The sequence below is a fragment of the Rhizobium grahamii CCGE 502 genome, from assembly GCF_000298315.2.
Classification (GTDB): Bacteria; Pseudomonadota; Alphaproteobacteria; order Rhizobiales; family Rhizobiaceae; genus Rhizobium; species Rhizobium grahamii.
Map to the genome: position 1 here is coordinate 14,859 of NZ_AEYE02000015.1, position 19,541 is coordinate 34,399.

The window sequence follows — 19,541 nt, forward strand, 5'->3', positions numbered from 1 at the left end:
TACTTTTTTATTTGCGGGGCGAGAACAGGCCCTGATGGCCCTCGGCTCAAAAGAAAATAACGGTATAAAAACAGATGCATAGATACCAAAAGCTTCTAAAATTTTACCGTTTGATAAATTTTTGAAGCTGAGTTACGCTTTCCCTCACTGGCCGTTTACCAATAATGAGGGAACTTCAATGGAACGACTGGGAACTGGGATTCGTGCCGGCCGGCTTTCGCCCGCTGAGTATGAGTCGAATTTCTCCGATCTTCATCCGCGCCTCGACAAGCACGAGGCGCTGGTCGCAGCTGACCGCTGTTATTTCTGCTACGACGCGCCGTGCATGACGGCCTGTCCCACCTCCATCGACATCCCGCTCTTCATCCGGCAGATCGCCACCGGCAATCCGATCGGCTCGGCAAAGACGATCTTCGACCAGAATATTCTGGGCGGCATGTGCGCCCGCGTCTGTCCCACCGAAGACCTATGCGAGCAAGCCTGTGTGCGCAACACGGCAGAGGAACGCCCTGTCGAAATCGGTCGCCTTCAGCGCTACGCCACCGACACCGCCATGCAGGCGGATCGACAGTTCTACAGCCGCGCCGCCTCATCAGGAAAGAAGGTCGCCGTGGTCGGCGCCGGTCCGGCTGGCCTTGCCGCCGCTCACCGCCTCGCCGTAAAAGGCCATGACGTCGTCATCTATGATGGCAAGGCAAAGTCCGGCGGCCTCAACGAATACGGTATCGCCACCTACAAGGCGGTCGATGACTTCGCCCAGAAGGAAGTGGACTACGTCCTTGCGATCGGCGGCATCGAAGTCCGTCACGACCAACTGCTCGGCCGCGATTTCTCGCTCGCCGATCTGCAGTCGCAATATGATGCCGTCTTCCTCGGGATCGGCCTTGCCGGCGTCAATGCGCTTCGTGTCGAAGGCGAAAACCTGGCCGGCGTCGATGATGCCGTCGACTTCATCGCAGGCCTGCGCCAGGCCACAGACAAGGGCGACGTTGCCATCGGCCGCCGCGTCGTCGTTCTCGGCGGCGGCATGACCGCCATCGATGCCGCCGTGCAGGCCAAGCTCCTCGGCGCCGAAGAGGTGACGATCTGTTATCGCCGCGGCAAGGAGCACATGAACGCCTCGGAATTCGAGCAGGATCTTGCCACGTCCAAGGGCGTCATAATCCGCCATTGGCTGGCGCCGAAGTCGATTCTTGCACAGGATGGCAAGGTCGCGGCGATCGAGGTGGAATATACCAAGCTCGTCGATGGCCGCCTGTCGACGACGGGCGAAACCGGTGTCATCGCCGCTGATCAGATATTCAAGGCGATCGGCCAGACCTTTGAGGCGTCAGGCCTCGGTGCACTGCGCATGGAATCCGGCCGCATCGCCATCGATGCGGATGGCAAGACCTCGCTCGACGGTGTCTGGGCCGGCGGCGACTGCGTCGTCGGCGGTGACGACCTGACCGTTTCGGCGGTCGCGCAAGGGCGCGACGCCGCTGAATCCATCAACCGTGTGCTTGCTGCGGGCGCGCAGCCGGCCGTTGCCGTCGCGTGAATGGGAGAATGAACAATGGCTGATCTCCGCAATAATTTCGTCGGCATCAAGTCGCCCAACCCATTCTGGCTTGCCTCGGCACCGCCGACCGACAAGGCCTACAACGTCGAACGCGCCTTCAAGGCCGGATGGGGCGGCGTTGTCTGGAAGACGCTCGGTGAGGAAGGCCCGCCCGTCGTCAACGTCAACGGCCCGCGCTACGGCGCGATCTGGGGCGCCGACCGCCGCCTGCTCGGTCTCAACAACATCGAGCTCATTACCGACCGCGACCTCTACACCAACCTGCGCGAAATGAAGCAGGTGAAGATGAACTGGCCGGATCGGGCGCTGATCGCCTCGATCATGGTTCCTTGCGAGGAGAATGCCTGGAAGGCAATCCTGCCGCTGGTCGAGGAGACCGGCGCCGACGGCATTGAGCTCAACTTCGGCTGTCCGCACGGCATGTCGGAACGCGGCATGGGCTCCGCGGTCGGACAGGTGCCGGAGTATATCGAAATGGTCGTGCGCTGGTGCAAGCAGTACACGCGCATGCCCGTCATCACCAAGCTGACGCCCAACATCACCGATATCAGAAAGCCGGCGCGGGCCGCCAAAGCCGGCGGCACCGACGCCGTATCGCTGATCAACACGATCAACTCGATCACTTCGGTCAATCTCGACACCTTTGCTCCGGAACCGTCGATCGACGGGCGCGGCAGCCACGGTGGTTATTGCGGACCGGCCGTCAAGCCGATCGCGCTTAACATGGTGGCCGAGATCGCCCGCGATCCGGAAACCTATGGCCTGCCGATATCAGGCATCGGTGGCGTCACGACATGGCGCGATGCGGCCGAGTTCCTGGTGCTCGGCGCCGGCAACGTGCAGGTCTGCACGGCGGCGATGACCTACGGCTTCAAGATCGTCCAGGAGATGATCACCGGTCTCTCTGACTGGATGGACGCCAAGGGCCACCGCAACCTCGACGACATCACGGGTCGCGCGGTCCCGAATGTTTCCGACTGGCAGTATCTCAACCTCAACTACATCGCCAAGGCGAAGATCGACCAAGATGCCTGCATCAAGTGCGGTCGCTGCCACATCGCGTGCGAGGATACCTCGCACCAGGCGATCACCCAGTTCGTGAATGGCGTCAGGCAGTTCGAGGTGATGGAAGAGGAATGCGTCGGCTGCAATCTCTGCGTCAACGTCTGTCCTGTCGAGAATTGCATCACCATGGAGCAGCTTCCGGTTGGCGATCTCGACAAGCGCACCGGCAAGATCGTCGATCCAAATTATGCAAACTGGACGACCCATCCGAACAACCCGATGGCTCGACAGGCCGCGGAGTGATGGACTGTAGCGCCGCGGGTTCTCCGCGGCCCTTTACTCCTCATTCCTGGGCCAAGCACAGGAATGAGGAGAAGCAGAGCCGCTGGGCACGCGTCTCACCGTCGACCGCGTGCGCCCGCACAAACAAAAGCGCCCGCCTGAAAAGACGAGCGCTTCGAAACCATTGCAAATAGCGCTACTTAGCGCGCGGCAGCCCTTGCTACCGTCTCGATGTCGGCACGATTGATGCCGAGGTCGTGCAGTTCGCGGTTGCTCATCCGGCCAAGCTCGGAGACCGTCTGACGGTACTTGCGCCAATTGTTGAAAGAACGTGCTACATTCATGATAATCCCCTTTCCTTGGGCTTTCGAAGTTAGCTGCCAGTCGTTGGCGCTTCGATTACTTCGATGACCCTCATATAGTGGCGCCATGTGGGGGATTGGAGCGCCAAGAATCGATCCCAGCCATGCTTGCAACGCATGTCTTCAAAAGTCAGGCGGGTGTTGACCGACATCGCTGAACGCTCGCCTTGATGGCGCTTCTCTCGTGGAAAGCACGAGGTTCACTAGCGGCGTTTGACCGCCGGCGACCGCCTGAGCGAGCCGCTAAAACAGGCACTATTACTGGTGAGCGCTGATTTGCGGATTGGGACCTATTGGCCGGACCGTCCCATCTACGTCGCTTGTTTTTCCCCATCCCGCCCAGACAAGTATTGCAAGACTGGCAACAAAGACAAAAGCCAACGTTCCCGTCAGATCGCTACGCAAGGTGACATGCGCTTTCGTTGCTGCAATGCTGTTTGTCGCGTCAGTCATATAACCTCTTACAGGGCCGCATTTCGACCGCCTAAGTAGCAGCTGGAGATAAACTATGGAAGTCCTCACATTGAGCGATGACTTACTGCGGTCCTACTGAGACGGACCCAGGAATGATCTCCCCTTGCCGCACAGCGATTACGCTCTAAAACCTTTGTAATTGGAGGATCCATGAAGCCGGACGCCGACAAACCGGACACCGAGCGCATCTTCGCGATAGACCTGTCCGACCCCGAAACAGAGGATGCAGGGATCTTCACTTGGGATATGACCAAAGATCTCGTCTACGCCGACGCCGCGCTTGCGGAACTGTTCGGACTGGCTGCCGAGGAAACCATGCGCGGCTTGCCGCTTCAGTCGTATCTGGACCGTGTCCACGCAGAAGATCGACCGAAGCTGGCGAAAGCCATCACCGAAACAATCGTTGGCGAACGACCGCAGCAGTCTGTCTACCGTGTCATGGCAGCAAACAATCATTACATGCGGGTGGCTGCATTTGGCAGATGCTTTCGCGATCGCGACGGCACGCCAATTCTTTATTCCGGCATCGTCATCCTCGAAAGCGAGGCGTCAACGGCGACGGTCCATCACTGACGGCCGAGTGGAAAATGGCGAATGAGCGACAACTTCATCATCTCGTCAGCAGCGTTTTCAAGATGCGGTTGCTACCGGTACCGGCTCGAGCGCCAATGGGACCCGCTGAAGAAAACAGTTGCGTTCTTGATGCTCAACCCCTCCACCGCGAACGCACGCGACGACGACCCGACCCTTCGTCGATGCATCACCTTCGCTAGGTCGTGGGGATTCGGCGGTCTCGTGGTCGGCAACCTGTTTGCACTGAGATCGACCTCTCCAAGTTTGATCTACGAACACACCGATCCTGTTGGACCGGCGAACGATCGTTATCTTCGCAGGATCGCTAAGGACTACAGCCAAATCGTCTGCGCTTGGGGAAGACACGGCGCTTACCTCGGACGTGGTTCCAGAGTTTTCGAAATGCTCCGGACGTCCCGGTGCTGCGCACTCAAGCTTACATCCAACGGGCATCCTTCACACCCGCTATATATTTCTGCCACCGCTGAACCAAAGCCGTTTTGGATCTGAACTGGAAAACTTGGCAACCCAGCCCAAACGCGACAAATGAAGCATGTGACCTGTGGCAGTCCCTGCGTTCACCGAAGCTCGTCCCGAAGAGCTTGCTTTTGGCTGGGACGGTATTTCGCGGGGATGACCGAAAGAGCGACGTCAACCGATCGAGAGGCGAACACGCTACCAGCAAGCGCGATAGCTGTGGCGGCCATGACAAGCAAAAATGTGAACACGGTGGTTGGTTTCTCCATTTGCGTTACGGTCTCAGAGAACACCCGACATGTGTCGCAATTGTTTTCTCTCTCCTTGGATTTGAAAGGCGATGTAACTACGGCTTGCCCGGACAAAGTAAGATACAAAGGACGAGATGCTCGCCCGATCTCAAAAGCTCAATAATTAGGCGCTCCACAAAACAGCTTGATTTTAAGGCGAACATCGCGCAAGCAATGCGCCTCGCGAGAGTCTGTGCATGACCTCAAAACCCAAGGACGTTTGCGACGAAGCCATGATCCCTTCCGGTCAAACTGACATCAAAGACGGTCCGCTCCATGCGTCTCACGAGTACACAGCGGTAGACGCATAATGACCCCTCTTGCCAAGCCCAGCGACCTCAACGTGCTCGTTATCGATGAGAACAGCATTCGGGCGTCGATCATCGAAGTCGGTCTGCGCGAGGCGGGCTATGACAACGTCACGCTCATCGATGACATGAATGGCCTTGCAAGGCGCATCATGGAAATCAACCCTGACGTCATCGTCATCGACCTCGAGAACCCGAACCGCGACATGCTGGAAAGCATCTTCCAGATTTCCCGCGCGGTAAAACGCCCCATTGCCATGTTCGTCGACAAGTCGGACGAAGCCTCCATCGAGGCCGCCGTTGAAGCTGGCGTTTCCGCCTACATCGTCGACGGCCTGAAGCAGGAGCGTGTCCGCCCGATCCTCAAGATGGCGATCAGCCGTTTCAACGCCTTCTCGCGCCTGAACCGCGAGCTCGAGGAAACGCGCGGCGAACTGGAAAACCGCAAGCTGATCGACCGCGCCAAGGGGTTGCTGATGCGATCCCGCGGGCTGAGCGAAGATGAGGCCTATGCGCTTATGCGGCGCACGGCCATGAACCAGAACAGGAAGATCGTCGAGATCGCGCAGAGCCTGATCACAGCCGCAATCCTCCTCGATCCGGGAACCGACGCATGACAAGCACGCATCAGATTACCGCTGGCTTCCTGCCGCTTCTCGATAGCGCGCTTTTGGTCGTCGCCAAGGAAAAGGGCTTTGCCGCCGAACAGGACATCGCGCTGACGCTCGTGCGTGAACGCTCCTGGGCGACGATTCGCGACCGGCTTGCGGTCAGCCATTTCGACGTGGCCCATATTCTCGCCCCCATGCCGATCGCCTGCAATCTCGGACTGACCGCACCGGCGCCGCGTATGATCGTGCCCATGGCGCTTGGACTTGGCGGCAATGCTGTGACCGTTTCTGCGGGCCTGTGGAGCGATATGGCCGAATGCGGCGCCTCGCCGGATCTTGATGCCATCTCCAGCGGTCTCGCCTTGCGCAGGGTGGTCGACAACAGGAAAGGAGAACGACTGCGCTTCGGCGTCGTCCACCCCTATTCAGGCCATAACTACGAGCTACGTTACTGGCTGGCAGCAAGCGGCATCGACCCCGAGGAGGATGTAGAGATCGGCATCCTGCCGCCGCCCGATATGGCTGATGCGATGACATCGGGTCTGATCGACGGTTATTGCGCCGGCGAGCCCTGGAATACGCTCGGCGTGCTCCACAGCGGAGCGCACCTGGCGACAGTGAAGGCGGCTATCTGGAAATCGAGTCCGGAGAAGGTGCTTGGCGTCAACGGCCGATGGGCCGATGGCCACGCCGAAGCCCTGGCGGCTCTCCTGCGAGCCCTTTACAAGGCCTCACTTTGGTGCGCCGCTCCCGGCAATCAAGAGGAACTTGCCGACCTGCTGGCGAGACCTGCCTACGTGGATCGGGCCGCAGAAAGCCTGCTGCCGGCATTAACCGGCCTTCTGCAAATCGGCGGACACAAAACGCTGAGCATCAGGGACTTTTTCGTCCCCAACGCCAAGGCGGCGACCTTTCCCTGGAAGAGCCACGCTCTGTGGTTCTATACGCAGATGGTTCGGTGGGGACAAATCCGGCATACGCCAGACCATGAGCAAATCGCCAACGACACTTACAGGCCCGATATCTACCGAAATGCCCTGAAGGCGCTGAATATTGCCATGCCGGCGGCAAGCTCCAAGGTGGAAGGCGCGCTTAAGATAGAGACACCCGTCGGTTCAAGCGGCGCACTAACATTGGGGCCGGACGGTTTCTTCGACGGCGGCCTGTTTGATCCCGTCGACATCGAGAGCTATATCGCCAGTCAGGCTCGCATCTAATCGTGCTCATTTTATATGCATTGCACAATTTTTAGGGCGATTGCTGCGCACGCGTTGGCGCAGATAATACTGCTCCGGTCTTCGTGATCAATGCTACCCATGCAAAAACAATAACTTAAATAAAGTGGCACGCGCCTTGCTTCGTTACAAGCAGGCCAAGAAGCCAAGAATTCCGCGTCCAACGACGGGCGCCCACAGCAAAGCCGCTGATCAGGATATCTCGCGCACGTCTAGTGCATGCGCGCCCTGACCAGCGGCTTTTTGTTTTTAACCCCTAGCGATGGATCGGCACGACCTTGTCGGGCCCCGGAGAAGCCATGTCTGTTATCAGGAACACGCAGTCCATGTCCGCCAGCGAACCAGCCAAAGCATTGTGGATGTCCACGATTGCCTTCACCCTCTGTTTCGCCGTCTGGACGATCTTCGCCATCATCGGCATCCGCATCAAACAGGATCTCGGCCTGAACGAGGCCGAGTTCGGATTATTGGTCGGGACGCCTGTCCTGACCGGTTCGCTCGTCCGCATCGTCCTTGGCATCTGGACCGGCCGTTATGGCGGCCGCCTCGTCTACACGCTCACCATGCTGGCCGCTGCCCTGGCGACCTTCCTGCTCTCCTACGCCCAGACCTACACCCAGATGCTGATCGCCGGCCTCGGCGTCGGCCTTGCCGGCGGCTCCTTCGCAGTCGGCGTCGCCTATGTCTCGCCCTTCTTCCCGGCTCAAAAGCAGGGAACAGCGCTTGGCATCTTCGGTGCCGGTAACGTCGGCGCTGCCGTGACCAAGTTTGCGGCACCCTTCGTCCTGATCGCCTGGGGCTGGCAGGCCGTTGCCCAGATCTGGGCAATCGGCCTGGCGCTGATGGCAATCGTCTTCTGGTTCACCACGACCGATGATCCGGCCTTCCGCCTTCGCCGCGAGGGCAAGGTTGCCTCCAAGAGCCTGGCACAGGAGTTCGCGCCGCTGAAGAACGTCCAGGTCTGGCGTTTCTCCCTCTACTATTTCTTCGCCTTCGGTGGCTTCGTAGCCCTGTCTCTGTGGCTGCCCCGCTATCTGGTTGGTGTTTACGGCTTCAATCTGGCAACTGCAGGCATGGTCGCGGCCGCCTATTCCATCCCGGGCAGCATCTTCCGCGCCTTCGGCGGCGTCGTCTCCGACAAGAAGGGCGCCCGCAGCGTAATGTACGTGATGTTCGCAGTCGCGGCCGTCGCGACGCTCATCCTGTCGCTTCCCGCGGCCGGCGCAGGCGCAACGGTCGGCATCACGCCTGTCGTCTTCATCGTCGTCATCTTCGCCCTCGGCTTCGTCATGAGCCTCGGCAAGGCTGCCGTCTACAAGCACATCCCTGCCTACTATCCAGAGAGCGTCGGCGCGGTTGGCGGCATCGTCGGCATGATGGGCGGACTTGGTGGCTTCATCCTGCCGATCGCCTTCGGCTTCCTCAAGGACATGACCGGCCTCTGGTCGAGCTGCTTCATGCTGCTTTTCGCGATCGTCGTCATCTCGCTCGTCTGGATGCATCTGTCGGTAAAGCGCCTCGACCGCCAGGGCCTCTCCGCACAAGCCGTCGCTGCCACCTGATCTGAGGATTTGAAACTATGACTGAGAAGCTTGTTATCATCGGCAACGGCATGGCGCCCGGGCGCATGCTCGAGCACCTCTTCGAAAAGGCGCCAGACCAATATCAGGTCACGATCTTCAACGCCGAGCCGCGCGTCAACTACGACCGCATCATGCTCTCGCCGGTTCTATCAGGCGAGAAGGACTACGAGGAGATCATCATCCACGGTGATGGATGGTACATCAAGCACGGCATCACCCTCTACAAGGGCCACAAGATCATCAAGATCGACCGTGCCGCGAAGACCGTCACCTCGGATCACGGCGTCACGGAAAGCTACGACAAGCTGGTGATCGCCACCGGCTCCGTGCCCTTCATCATCCCCGTGCCCGGCAACGATCTGCGCGGCGTCATCACCTATCGCGACCTCGACGATGTGCAGGCGATGCTGCTTGCCGCCCAGTCGCGCGAAAAGGCGATCGTCATCGGCGGCGGCCTGCTCGGTCTCGAAGCGGCGGCAGGCCTTGCCTCTCGCGGCATGGACGTCACTGTCCTGCATGTCATGCCAACACTGATGGAGCGCCAGCTCGATCCTGCTGCCGGCTATCTCCTGCAGAAGGCCGTGGAAGAGCGCGGCATCAAGGTCATCTGCAAGGCCAATACCAAGGCGATTATCGGCAACGGCAAGGTCGAGGGCATCGAGCTCGACGACGGCCGCATCATTCCGGCAACCCTAGTCGTCATGGCGGTCGGCATCCGTCCGAGCGTCGGGCTTGCCAAGGATGCCGGGATTGCCGTCAACCGCGGCATCGTCGTCGATGACGGCATGCTGACCTCGGACGGCAGCATCATGGCGCTCGGCGAGTGCGCTGAAGTCGGCGGCATGGTCTACGGCCTTGTCGCTCCGCTCTACGAGATGGCCCGCGTCGCCGCTTCGCATCTGTCGGGCGATCGCTCCGCTGCCTTCGTGCATTCCGACACGCCGACCAAGCTGAAGGTCACCGGTATAGAATTGTTTTCGCTCGGTGACTTCGCCGATGGCGACGACCGCGAGGAAATCGTGCTGCGCGACGCCTCCGCCGGCGTCTACAAGCGCCTCGTGCTGAAGGACAACAAGATCATCGGGACCGTGCTCTACGGCGAAACCGCCGATGGCGCCTGGTTCAATGATCTGAAGAAGAAACAGACCGACATCAAGGAGATGCGCGAAACGCTGATCTTTGGTCAGGCCTACCAGGGAGGGTCGCCGCTGGACCCTATGGCGGCCGTTGCAGCCTTGCCGGATGACGCGGAAATCTGTGGCTGCAACGGCGTATGCAAGGGCAAGATCACTTCGACGATCACGTCCAAGGGCCTGACGTCGCTGGACGACGTGCGCGCCCACACCAAGGCATCCGCATCCTGCGGCTCCTGCACCGGCCTCGTCGAGAAGCTGATGACGCTGACCCTCGGCGACAGCTACAACCCGGTAGCTGTCCAGCCGATGTGCACCTGCACCGAGCTCGGCCATGACGACGTGCGCCGCCTGATCAAGGCCAAGGGCCTGAAGACGATCCCCGCCGTCATGCAAGAGCTCGAATGGAAGACCTCGTGCGGCTGCGCCAAGTGTCGCCCGGCGCTTAATTACTACCTCGTCTGCGACTGGCCGGACGAGTATGCCGACGATTACCAGTCGCGCTTCATTAACGAGCGCGTCCACGCCAACATCCAGAAGGACGGCACTTATTCCGTCGTGCCGCGCATGTGGGGCGGCGTGACGAACTCCAACGAATTGCGCGCCATCGCCGATGTCGTCGACAAATTCGAGATCCCGATGGTGAAGGTCACCGGCGGGCAGCGCATCGACCTGCTCGGGATCGAGAAGGAAGATCTTCCGGCGGTCTGGGCCGATCTCGGCAAGGCGGGCTTCGTCTCAGGACAGGCGTATGCCAAGGGCCTGCGCACCGTGAAGACCTGCGTCGGCTCCGATTGGTGCCGCTTCGGAACGCAGGATTCCACCGGTCTCGGCATCCGCATCGAGAAATTCATGTGGGGCTCGTGGACGCCGGCCAAGCTGAAGCTTGCCGTCTCCGGCTGCCCGCGCAACTGCGCGGAAGCGACCTGCAAGGATATCGGCGTCATCTGCGTGGATTCGGGCTTCGAAATCCACTTCGCCGGAGCCGCCGGCCTCGACATCAAGGGCACGGAGGTTCTCGGGCTCGTGAAGACCGAAGACGAGGCGGTGGAACACATCGTGGCGTTGACGCAGATGTACCGCGAGCAGGCCCGCTATCTCGAGCGCATCTACAAGTGGGCAAAGCGCGTCGGCCTCGAGGAAATTCGCCGCCAGATCGTGGGCGATGCCGACAAGCGCAAGGCCTATTACGACCGCTTCGTCTTCTCGCAGAAATTCGCCCAGGTCGACCCCTGGTCGGAACGCGTCTCCGGCAAGGACAAGCATGAATTCAAGCCGATGGCGACCATCGGCTTCCCCCAGGCAGCGGAGTGAAGTGATGGACATGAACTGGATTTCGATCGGTGACATTTCCGACATTCCGCTGCGGGGCGCCCGCTGCGTGAAGACACCTCAGGGCAAGGTCGCCGTCTTCCGCACGGCGGAAAACGAGGTCTTCGCCATCGAGGACCACTGCCCGCACAAGGGCGGGCCGCTGTCGCAGGGGATCGTCCATGCGAAGGCGGTCACCTGCCCGCTACACAACTGGGTGATTTCGCTCGAAACCGGCAAGGCGCTCGGGGCCGATGAGGGCGAGGTAAGGACCATTGCGGTGCGCAACGAAAACGGCGCCCTCTACATCGCCCTCGAAAGCCTGATGATGGCGGCCGAATGATGGAAAAAGAGGTCAAGACAATCTGTCCGTATTGCGGTGTCGGCTGCGGCGTCATCGCCAAGGTCGCAGAGGACGGCAAGGTTTCCGTCAAGGGCGACCCGGACCACCCCTCCAACTTCGGGCGGCTCTGCTCGAAGGGCTCGGCGCTCGGCGAGACGGTCGATCTCGACGGACGCCTCCTCTATCCGGAAGTTTCCGGGAAGCGGGTGGAATGGGAACAGGCGCTTGACCTCGTCGCACAACGGTTTTCGGATGCCATCAACGAGCATGGCCCCGATTCCGTTGCCTTCTACGTCTCCGGCCAGCTGCTGACCGAAGACTACTACATCGCCAACAAACTGATGAAGGGCTTCATCGGCTCGGCCAACATCGACACCAATTCACGGCTCTGCATGTCGTCCTCCGTCGCCGGCCACCGCCGCGCCTTCGGATCGGACACCGTGCCGGGCACCTATGAGGACATCGAGCTTGCCGATCTGGTAATCCTCACCGGCTCGAACCTCGCCTGGTGCCACCCCGTGATCTATCAGCGGCTGGCGGCTGCCAAGGCCGCGCGCCCCGGCATGAAGGTCGTCGTCATCGATCCGCGGCGCACGATGACTTCGGATATCGCTGACCTGCACCTGGCGATCCGCCCGGACAGCGACGTCGCATTGTTCGTCGGTCTCTTCGAACACCTGATCGCAAGCAACGCCATCGACCAGAACTACGTTGCCGAGCATACCAACGGCTTTGCCGAGGCCTTCACGGCGGCGTCAGGTGTCGCCTTCAACGAGGTGCTTGAACTGACCGGCCTGCCGGCCATGCAGCTTCGCGAATTCTATCGCCTCTTTGCCACGACCGAGAAGGTAGTCACCTGCTACAGCCAGGGCGTCAATCAATCCTCGTCGGGCACCGACAAGGTCAATTCAATCATCAACTGTCATCTCGCCACCGGCAGGATCGGCCAGCCGGGCATGGGGCCGTTCTCGCTCACCGGCCAGCCGAACGCCATGGGCGGGCGTGAAGTCGGCGGGCTTGCCAACATGCTGGCTGCCCACATGGCGATCGAAAGTGCCGAGGATCGCGATCGCGTCCAGCGCTTCTGGGCAGCGCCGACCATTGCTGAAAAGCCGGGCCTGAAGGCGGTCGACATGTTCAAGGCCGTCGCCGACGGGCGCATCAAGGCGCTCTGGATCATGGCGACCAACCCGGTCGTTTCGATGCCGGATGCCGACACCGTCGAGGCCGCCATCAAGGCCTGTCCCTTCGTCGTCGTCTCCGACGTCCTTGAGAACACGGATACCGCACGGCACGCCGACGTCCTTCTACCTTCGCTCGGCTGGGGTGAGAAGAGCGGCACGGTCACCAATTCGGAACGCCGCGTTTCCCGCCAGCGCTCCTTCCTCGATGCTCCCGGAGAAGCCCGGGCCGACTGGTGGCAGCTGGCCGAAGTGGCTCGCCGCATGGGCTTTTCCGAAGCCTTCGACTTCGGCTCCACTGCCGAGATCTTCGACGAACACGCCACCCTCTCCGCCTTCGAGAATAGCGGCAATCGTGACTTCGATATCGGTGCCTACGTCGGCATCAACCGTCGGTCCTATGACGAGTTAACACCTTTCCAGTGGCCGCAGCCTGCCGGTCGCGAAGCTGATGTGACCCGCTTCTTCGCCAAGGGCGGCTTCTACCATGCCGACGGCAAGGCGCGTTTCATCGCGGTGAAGCCGGTCGCTTCCGATCGCACCAATGCCGACTATCCCTTCACGCTGAACACCGGCCGCATCCGCGACCAGTGGCACACGATGACGCGCACGGGCAAAAGCGCGCGCCTCTCATCGCATATCGCCGAGCCGTTCGCCGAACTTCATCCCCGCGATGCAATCGAGATCGGCGTCGGCAATGCTGCCCTCGTCGAGATCGAAAGCCCGCACGGCAAAGCCGTGGTTCGTGCCCTGATCACGGAGCGTCAGGCCCGCGGCAGCATTTTTGTGCCGATGCACTGGAACGATCAGTTCGCCGCGAAGGCCCGCATCGACGCCGTTGTTGCGCCGTTGACCGACGCGATCTCCGGCCAACCCGCTTCAAAGAACGTCGCTGTCGCGGCGCGTCGCTTCAAGGCGACCCGCTATGGCTTTGGCGTTTCCGCAGCCAAGCCTGATCACCTCGACGCTGTCTATTGGGCGCTGGCAAAGGCTGAAGGCGGCTGGCGGGTGGAGCTCGCCTTCGACCAGCCGGTCGAGGACTGGTGCACCTGGTGCCGCAGCACCTTTGCTATCCCCGAAAATGTCGAGCCCCTCGGCTATGCCGACCAGCAATCCGGTGATCTGAGGCTCGCCTTCTTCGACGGCAAGCGATTGCTCGCGGCGCTGTTCCTGGCCCGCGAACCTGTGGCGGTTGCCCGCAACTGGGCGATCTCCCAGCTCACCGCCGAACACACCAATCTGCGCAAGCGCTTCGCGCTCGTCGCCGGTCGCCCCGGCACCGACAAGCCGGACCCGGGCGCCACCGTCTGCTCCTGCTTCGGTGTCGGCGTCAACCAGATCGTCGCTGCCGTGCGCGGCGGCTGCCACAGCGTCGAAGCTGTCGGCAAGGAACTCAATGCCGGAACCAACTGCGGCTCCTGCCGCGCCGAGATCAGGGGGATCATCGATGGATGTCTTGCAGCAGCCGCGGAATGAAGCACCCGCCCGCATGGAGCCGCTTGCCAAGCTGCCGGTGTTCTGGGCGCTTGAAGGCAAGCGCGTGATTGTCGCCGGTGGATCCGATGCAGCCGCCTGGAAGGCCGAGCTTCTCGCTGCCTGCGGCGCGGAGGTCCATGTCTATGCCGACGAGCTTTCCGACACCTTCGAGAAACTGATCCTGCGCGGCGCTGAGCACTCTCAGGGCGGCTTCATCCACCACTGCCAGGCATGGGATGAAACGATCTTCCGCGGCGCGGCCATCGCCATCGCCGACTGTGAGGAAGACGACGAGGCGGCCTTTTTCGACGCCGCCCGCGCCGCTGGCGTGCCGATCAACGTCATCGACAAGCCAGCCTTTTGCCAGTTCCAGTTCGGCTCGATCGTCAACCGCTCTCCCGTCGTCGTCTCGATCTCGACGGATGGTGCCGCTCCGATCCTCGCCCAGGCCATCCGTCGGCGGATCGAAACCTTGCTGCCGCAGGCACTGAAAGGTTGGGCGGGACTGGCACAATCGCTACGAGACCGGATCAACGAACGGCTGGCGCCCGGCCCCTTGCGCCGCGCCTTCTGGGAGACGTTCGTCGATCGCGCCTTTTCAAGTTCGGATACGCCGGAGGAGGGCGTCGGCGGGCTGCTTCTCAAGGAAGCCGACAGGCTTCGGGAAGCGCCCGCCCACTCTTCGCGCGGCCGTGTGACACTGGTCGGCGCTGGCCCCGGCGATGCGGAGTTGTTAACGCTGAAAGCCGTCCGCGCCCTGCAGGCCGCCGATGTGATCCTCTTCGACGATCTCGTTTCGTCAGAAGTGCTGGAACTCGCGCGTCGTGAAGCCAAGCGCATGCTGGTCGGGAAACGTGGCGGCCGCACGAGTTGTCGCCAGGAAGACATCAACGCCATGATGGTGAAGCTCGCCAAGGCAGGCAAGCACGTCGTGCGCCTGAAGTCCGGCGACCCGATGATCTTCGGTCGTGCCGGCGAGGAGATCGCCCATCTTGATCGGGAGAACATTCCTGTCGACGTCATCCCCGGCATCACCGCCGCAAGCGCCATGGCCTCGCGCCTCGGGATCTCGCTGACGCATCGTGACCACGCGCAATCCGTCCGCTTCATCACCGGCCATTCCCGCCACGGAGGCCTGCCCGCCGATGTCGATTGGGCGACGGTTGCGGATCCGCACACAACGACCGTCTTCTACATGGGCGGCAGGACCGCACCACTCATCGCCGATCGGCTAATCGAAGAAGGCCTGTCGCCGGAAACACCGGCGATCGTCATCAGCGAGGTCAGCCGGTCGACCGAGCGCGATTGGCGCGGCACGCTCGCAACCATCGCCTCTGGCATCGCGGAAATCGGTTACGACAATCCCGTGCTGATCGCAGTCGGCAGCGCGCTTGCTGCGCGCCAAAGCGGCGCTCGTGACACAAACGATTTTGACAGCGATCGCCGCATGGTCATGGGAGCGCGCTGATGCAGTTCCACGCGATCGCCCCCGTCTTCCTCGTTCTTGCCATGGCCCTGAGCTGGCCGCGTTTCGCCAGCATATTCTCACCTCACACCAACGCCGACGTCGCTACAGCACCGCTCACAACAATTGCGACCGCAATCAACCTTTCGGCTATCGGCTTGGCTTTTGCCGGCAACGATCCAGGGCCTGCCGTCCTCATCGTGTTGGTTGGCGTTTTCCTCGGCGCGGTGATGCGAGCCCCAGCGCCGCCCATATCTGTAGCGCTCTCGGTAGCGAGCCTTGCGGTCTCTCTTCAACTCAGTTGAGCCTCGGAAGCGTTCTCTGCGGTTCGCCCTAACTCGCGTGGATTGGTCGGCGTCTTCGGTAAGGCCTCTGTGCGGACACTGAGATCATAGAAATCGCGACCAGCTTACATCACGCTGACCGGGCAGCCGGCCGCCTGCAGCGGCGCAGCGTCTGCTGCCACTGCAGGGAGATTGCATTTTCGTTAGCCGGTGCGATAGTCGGGAGGCGCAAAGAGGTAGCCTCCCGCATGACACGCCACATCGTCGCGATCGGTCAGTTGCCTCCGCCGCTCAACGGCTTCTCGTTTGCGACCAAGAGCATGATTGCGCTTCTTTCGGAAGCAAACAGCGTCACCGTCGCCAACATCGCCCCGCCTTTGGGCAAGCTCTCGTTGTTGAAGCATCCGGTGAGATTCGCCCGTGTCCTCGGTACTTGTCTCCAGTTGTTGCGCGATCGCAAGCGCGTCAACCGGGTTTGCTATCTCGGCTGCGAAGGCGGCCTCGGCTTGATCTATACGCTTCTGATTGTGCTGGTCGCGAGGACCCTCGGCTATCCCACCTATCTGCACCATCACAGTTTCAGTTACGTCGAGAAGCCCAGCCTGCTCATGCGATGCATCCTCACGCTCGGCAGTCGCAATCTGCGACACATCTTCCTGTGCGACATGATGCGGGATCGCTTCGCTGACACCTATGGCGGCCGTACGCGCTGCTACCTGATCTCCAACGCTGCCTATGTAGCCCCGCGGGAGGAGAACGATGAAGCGACCGACAGCACCCACCTCGTAATCGGGATGCTCAGCAATCTCACTGCTGAGAAGGGCCTCGACACTTTCCTGGATCTCGCAAGGCAGGCACGGAAGGAGAACCTGCCGATCAAGGCCGTCCTTGCCGGTCCGGCCGGTGTCGGCAAGCGCGCCGCGATCGACGCGGCTGTCGCTGAACTAAGTGGTAGCTTGGAGTACCGCGGCCCGCTGTACGATGACGCGAAGACAGCTTTCTATCGCGAGATCGACGTGTTCGTTTTCCCGACCACCTATACCAATGAGGCGCAGCCCTTGGTGATTTTCGAGGCGAAGGCGGCAGGAAACGCCGTCATCTCGTGCAACCGAGGCTGCATCAGAAAACAACTCGACGAAAGCGACCTTCTGATCCCCTCGGACGGCGAGTTTATACCGACCGCATTGGCCTGGTTATCGGCAATGTCGCCGGACCCTGCGCTGGCAGCAAGACGGAAGGCGATCCGCCAATCTTACAAAGCCCGCCACGCCAAGGCGCGTGCCGCCGTCGCCGCGGTCTTCGATTTCGACGAGGCGTGACGCGACCAGATCACGAGGCGCTCGGCACCGGCTTGACCTTCAGCCCGTCGATGAACAGCTGCTCGAGGAAGCGCGCCGCATCCTCGAAGCGACCGGCGCCGGCATGTTCCTGCCCGAGCACCGCCCTTACCTGAACGTCGAAGTCAGCATAATGCTGCGTTGTCGACCAGATCGAGAAAATCAGGTGATAGGGATCGCACTTGGCGATCTTGCCGGCCTTCGTCCAACTGCGGATCACCTCGGCCTTCTCGTCGACGAGCTGCTTCAGCGGTCCCTTCAGTTCATCCTCGACATGCGGCGCGCCCTGCAGCATCTCGTTGGCGAAAAGTCGGCTTTCGCGCGGGAAATCGCGGGCCATTTCAAGCTTGCGCCTGATATAGCTGCGGATCTCGCTTTCGGGATTGCCGTCCGCATCGAAGGCTCTCAGCGGCTCCAGCCAGGTAAATAGGACGCGGTCGATCAACGCCCGGTGCATCGCTTCCTTGGTGCGGAAATAATAGAGCAGGTTCGGCTTCGACATGCCGGCAACTTCGGCGATCTGATCGATCGTGGAACCGCGAAAACCGCTGACCGAAAACACATCGAGCGCGGCTTCAAGAATCTGCTCTTCCTTCTCTTCCTGAATGCGCGTGCGCCGCTGGGTCTTGGCTGCTCTCGGGATTGTCATGTCGACCTTGTTTTCCCCTTCAAATTCAACCGTTTCACTCAAGATTGGGCTGGCGCGACAGCTTGCCGCAAAAATGAGCAGATGCCGGCAATTTTGTCTGTATTTTTCCTGATTTTCGTCTTGAGCCCAGCGCCGGAAGTTGTAATGTTTACCAATCGGTCAAATTATCGATCAGATGCTAAACAAAGGCAACTAGCGATTTTCCGGCGCTAATAAAACAAACAAGGGCGCTCGGATACTGGCCACGGGAACAGGCGGACATGTGAATTGCATGGCCGCTGAAAACAGGTGAGGATTTTAGACATGGTGGCAGCACCAGGCGAGAACATGCGCGTCAACGGGGACCGTCTTTGGGACACCCTCATGGACATGGCAAAGATCGGCCCGGGCATTGCTGGCGGCAACAACCGCCAGACGTTGACGGATTCGGATGCCGAGGGGCGCAGCCTCTTCAAAACGTGGTGCGAAAACGCAGGCATGACGCTCGGCGTCGACAAGATGGGCACGATGTTCGCGATCCGCCCCGGCACCGATCCTGACGCCCTGCCCGTCTATGTCGGTTCGCACCTCGACACCCAGCCGACCGGCGGCAAGTATGACGGCGTGCTCGGCGTGCTTGGCGCGCTCGAGGTCGTCCGCACCATGAACGATCTCGGCATCAAGACCAAGCATCCTATTGTCGTCACCAACTGGACCAACGAGGAAGGAGCCCGCTTTGCGCCCGCCATGCTCGCCTCCGGCGTCTTCGCCGGCGTCCATACGCTTGAATATGCCTATGACCGCAAGGATCCCGAGGGCAAGACCTTTGGCGACGAACTGAAGCGCATCGGCTGGGTCGGCGACGAAGAGGTCGGCGCCCGCAAGATGCACGCCTATTTCGAATATCACATCGAGCAGGGCCCGATCCTCGAGGTCGAGAACAAGCAGATCGGCGTGGTCACGCACTGTCAGGGCCTCTGGTGGCTCGAATTCACGCTGACCGGCAGGGAAGCCCATACCGGCTCAACGCCGATGAACATGCGCGTCAACGCCGGGCTCGCCATGTCGCGCATCATCGAGATGGTGCAGACCGTGGCGATGGAGAACCAGCCGGGCGCCGTCGGCGGCGTCGGCCAGGTGTTCTTCACCCCGAACTCCCGCAACGTCCTGCCGGGCAAGGTCGTTTTCACCGTCGACATCCGCTCGCCGGATCAGGCAAAGCTCGACAGCATGCGCGCCAGGATCGAGGCGGAAGCACCTGCCATCTGCGAAGCGCTCGGCGTCGGCTGCGCGGTCGAGGCGATCGGCCACTTCGCGCCCGTCACCTTCGACCCCACACTCGTGTCCCGCGTGCGCAACGCTGCCGAGCGACTCGGCTACAGCCACATGAACCTGATATCGGGCGCCGGCCATGATGCCTGCTGGGCGGCAAAGGTCGCCCCGACAACGATGGTCATGTGCCCCTGTGTCGGGGGCCTCTCGCACAACGAGGCGGAGGACATCTCCAAGGAATGGGCAACGGCTGGCGCTGACGTCCTCTTCCACGCCGTCGTCGAGACCGCTGAAATCGTTGCATAATCAAGGGCGGGGTCATTCCCGCCTTTTCTTTACCAGCGGACGAA

The 19,541-nt window shown here is 61.1% G+C and carries 16 protein-coding genes; 14 read left to right on the forward strand and 2 right to left on the reverse strand.

Going from position 1 to position 19,541, the window contains the following annotated elements:
- The first annotated feature begins 178 nt into the window (after positions 1-178).
- Positions 179-1,540, forward strand: a complete 1,362-nt coding sequence (locus tag RGCCGE502_RS14315; RefSeq protein ID WP_016554886.1) for an NAD(P)-dependent oxidoreductase — start codon at positions 179-181, stop codon at positions 1,538-1,540.
- 15 nt (positions 1,541-1,555) lie between these two features.
- Positions 1,556-2,869: an NAD-dependent dihydropyrimidine dehydrogenase subunit PreA gene (preA, locus tag RGCCGE502_RS14320; RefSeq protein WP_016554887.1), complete on the forward strand. Its 1,314-nt coding sequence runs from the start codon at positions 1,556-1,558 to the stop codon at positions 2,867-2,869.
- A 179-nt stretch (positions 2,870-3,048) separates the two neighbouring features.
- On the opposite strand, the gene RGCCGE502_RS34940 is transcribed toward preA, so the two are convergent.
- Positions 3,049-3,192, reverse strand: coding sequence for a DUF1127 domain-containing protein (locus RGCCGE502_RS34940; RefSeq protein WP_016554888.1), 144 nt, complete (start codon positions 3,190-3,192; stop codon positions 3,049-3,051).
- A 642-nt stretch (positions 3,193-3,834) separates the two neighbouring features.
- Between RGCCGE502_RS34940 and RGCCGE502_RS14325 the strand changes: the two genes are divergently transcribed.
- The 11 genes from RGCCGE502_RS14325 to RGCCGE502_RS14380 all read left to right on the forward strand — a co-directional run bounded on the left by RGCCGE502_RS14325 (position 3,835) and on the right by RGCCGE502_RS14380 (position 17,273).
- Positions 3,835-4,257: a PAS domain-containing protein gene (locus tag RGCCGE502_RS14325; RefSeq protein WP_016554889.1), complete on the forward strand. Its 423-nt coding sequence runs from the start codon at positions 3,835-3,837 to the stop codon at positions 4,255-4,257.
- A 21-nt stretch (positions 4,258-4,278) separates the two neighbouring features.
- Positions 4,279-4,767 (forward strand): DUF1643 domain-containing protein, encoded by a 489-nt coding sequence (locus RGCCGE502_RS14330; protein WP_016554890.1) that lies wholly within the window; start codon positions 4,279-4,281, stop codon positions 4,765-4,767.
- Between the two features lie 567 nt (positions 4,768-5,334).
- Positions 5,335-5,949 (forward strand): ANTAR domain-containing response regulator, encoded by a 615-nt coding sequence (locus RGCCGE502_RS14340; protein WP_016554891.1) that lies wholly within the window; start codon positions 5,335-5,337, stop codon positions 5,947-5,949.
- A complete protein-coding gene (locus RGCCGE502_RS14345; RefSeq protein ID WP_016554892.1) occupies positions 5,946-7,160 on the forward strand; it encodes a CmpA/NrtA family ABC transporter substrate-binding protein in 1,215 nt (404 codons plus the stop codon). The genes RGCCGE502_RS14340 and RGCCGE502_RS14345 overlap by 4 nt, the downstream gene beginning before the upstream one ends.
- 317 nt (positions 7,161-7,477) lie before the next feature.
- Positions 7,478-8,740 (forward strand): MFS transporter, encoded by a 1,263-nt coding sequence (locus RGCCGE502_RS14350; protein WP_016554893.1) that lies wholly within the window; start codon positions 7,478-7,480, stop codon positions 8,738-8,740.
- A 17-nt stretch (positions 8,741-8,757) separates the two neighbouring features.
- The gene (gene nirB / locus RGCCGE502_RS14355) at positions 8,758-11,208 is read left to right on the forward strand and encodes a nitrite reductase large subunit NirB (protein WP_016554894.1); all 2,451 of its coding nucleotides are present in this window, start codon (positions 8,758-8,760) and stop codon (positions 11,206-11,208) included.
- Between the two features lie 4 nt (positions 11,209-11,212).
- Positions 11,213-11,548: a nitrite reductase small subunit NirD gene (gene nirD, locus RGCCGE502_RS14360; RefSeq protein ID WP_016554895.1), complete on the forward strand. Its 336-nt coding sequence runs from the start codon at positions 11,213-11,215 to the stop codon at positions 11,546-11,548.
- Positions 11,548-14,205 (forward strand): nitrate reductase, encoded by a 2,658-nt coding sequence (locus RGCCGE502_RS14365; protein WP_016554896.1) that lies wholly within the window; start codon positions 11,548-11,550, stop codon positions 14,203-14,205. The genes nirD and RGCCGE502_RS14365 overlap by 1 nt, the downstream gene beginning before the upstream one ends.
- The gene (gene cysG, locus RGCCGE502_RS14370; RefSeq protein WP_016554897.1) at positions 14,177-15,673 is read left to right on the forward strand and encodes a siroheme synthase CysG; all 1,497 of its coding nucleotides are present in this window, start codon (positions 14,177-14,179) and stop codon (positions 15,671-15,673) included. Before RGCCGE502_RS14365 ends, cysG begins: the two co-directional genes overlap by 29 nt.
- Positions 15,673-15,975, forward strand: coding sequence for a hypothetical protein (locus tag RGCCGE502_RS14375; RefSeq protein WP_016554898.1), 303 nt, complete (start codon positions 15,673-15,675; stop codon positions 15,973-15,975). Before cysG ends, RGCCGE502_RS14375 begins: the two co-directional genes overlap by 1 nt.
- Before the next feature lie 227 nt (positions 15,976-16,202).
- Positions 16,203-17,273: a glycosyltransferase family 4 protein gene (locus tag RGCCGE502_RS14380; protein WP_016554899.1), complete on the forward strand. Its 1,071-nt coding sequence runs from the start codon at positions 16,203-16,205 to the stop codon at positions 17,271-17,273.
- 10 nt (positions 17,274-17,283) lie between these two features.
- On the opposite strand, the gene RGCCGE502_RS14385 is transcribed toward RGCCGE502_RS14380, so the two are convergent.
- Positions 17,284-17,940, reverse strand: coding sequence for a TetR family transcriptional regulator C-terminal domain-containing protein (locus tag RGCCGE502_RS14385; protein WP_016554900.1), 657 nt, complete (start codon positions 17,938-17,940; stop codon positions 17,284-17,286).
- Positions 17,941-18,243: 303 nt separating this feature from the next.
- Between RGCCGE502_RS14385 and RGCCGE502_RS14390 the strand changes: the two genes are divergently transcribed.
- Entirely contained in the window at positions 18,244-19,497 is a 1,254-nt protein-coding gene (locus RGCCGE502_RS14390; RefSeq protein WP_019279968.1) for a Zn-dependent hydrolase, read from the forward strand.
- Positions 19,498-19,541: the final 44 nt, after the last annotated feature.

Excerpts from the sequence above, each read along its gene's own strand:
- preA (WP_016554887.1), top strand. The coding sequence starts at position 1,556 with ATGGCTGATCTCCGCAATAATTTCGTCGGCATCAAGTCGCCCAACCCA.
- RGCCGE502_RS14390 (WP_019279968.1), top strand. The coding sequence starts at position 18,244 with ATGGTGGCAGCACCAGGCGAGAACATGCGCGTCAACGGGGACCGTCTT.
- cysG (WP_016554897.1), top strand. The coding sequence starts at position 14,177 with ATGGATGTCTTGCAGCAGCCGCGGAATGAAGCACCCGCCCGCATGGAG.
- RGCCGE502_RS14325 (WP_016554889.1), top strand. The coding sequence starts at position 3,835 with ATGAAGCCGGACGCCGACAAACCGGACACCGAGCGCATCTTCGCGATA.
- RGCCGE502_RS14340 (WP_016554891.1), top strand. The coding sequence starts at position 5,335 with ATGACCCCTCTTGCCAAGCCCAGCGACCTCAACGTGCTCGTTATCGAT.
- RGCCGE502_RS14330 (WP_016554890.1), top strand. The coding sequence starts at position 4,279 with ATGAGCGACAACTTCATCATCTCGTCAGCAGCGTTTTCAAGATGCGGT.
- RGCCGE502_RS14385 (WP_016554900.1), bottom strand. The coding sequence starts at position 17,940 with ATGACAATCCCGAGAGCAGCCAAGACCCAGCGGCGCACGCGCATTCAG.
- RGCCGE502_RS14315 (WP_016554886.1), top strand. The coding sequence starts at position 179 with ATGGAACGACTGGGAACTGGGATTCGTGCCGGCCGGCTTTCGCCCGCT.
- RGCCGE502_RS14350 (WP_016554893.1), top strand. The coding sequence starts at position 7,478 with ATGTCTGTTATCAGGAACACGCAGTCCATGTCCGCCAGCGAACCAGCC.
- RGCCGE502_RS14345 (WP_016554892.1), top strand. The coding sequence starts at position 5,946 with ATGACAAGCACGCATCAGATTACCGCTGGCTTCCTGCCGCTTCTCGAT.
- nirD (WP_016554895.1), top strand. The coding sequence starts at position 11,213 with ATGGACATGAACTGGATTTCGATCGGTGACATTTCCGACATTCCGCTG.
- nirB (WP_016554894.1), top strand. The coding sequence starts at position 8,758 with ATGACTGAGAAGCTTGTTATCATCGGCAACGGCATGGCGCCCGGGCGC.
- RGCCGE502_RS14375 (WP_016554898.1), top strand. The coding sequence starts at position 15,673 with ATGCAGTTCCACGCGATCGCCCCCGTCTTCCTCGTTCTTGCCATGGCC.
- RGCCGE502_RS34940 (WP_016554888.1), bottom strand. The coding sequence starts at position 3,192 with ATGAATGTAGCACGTTCTTTCAACAATTGGCGCAAGTACCGTCAGACG.
- RGCCGE502_RS14380 (WP_016554899.1), top strand. The coding sequence starts at position 16,203 with ATGACACGCCACATCGTCGCGATCGGTCAGTTGCCTCCGCCGCTCAAC.
- RGCCGE502_RS14365 (WP_016554896.1), top strand. The coding sequence starts at position 11,548 with ATGGAAAAAGAGGTCAAGACAATCTGTCCGTATTGCGGTGTCGGCTGC.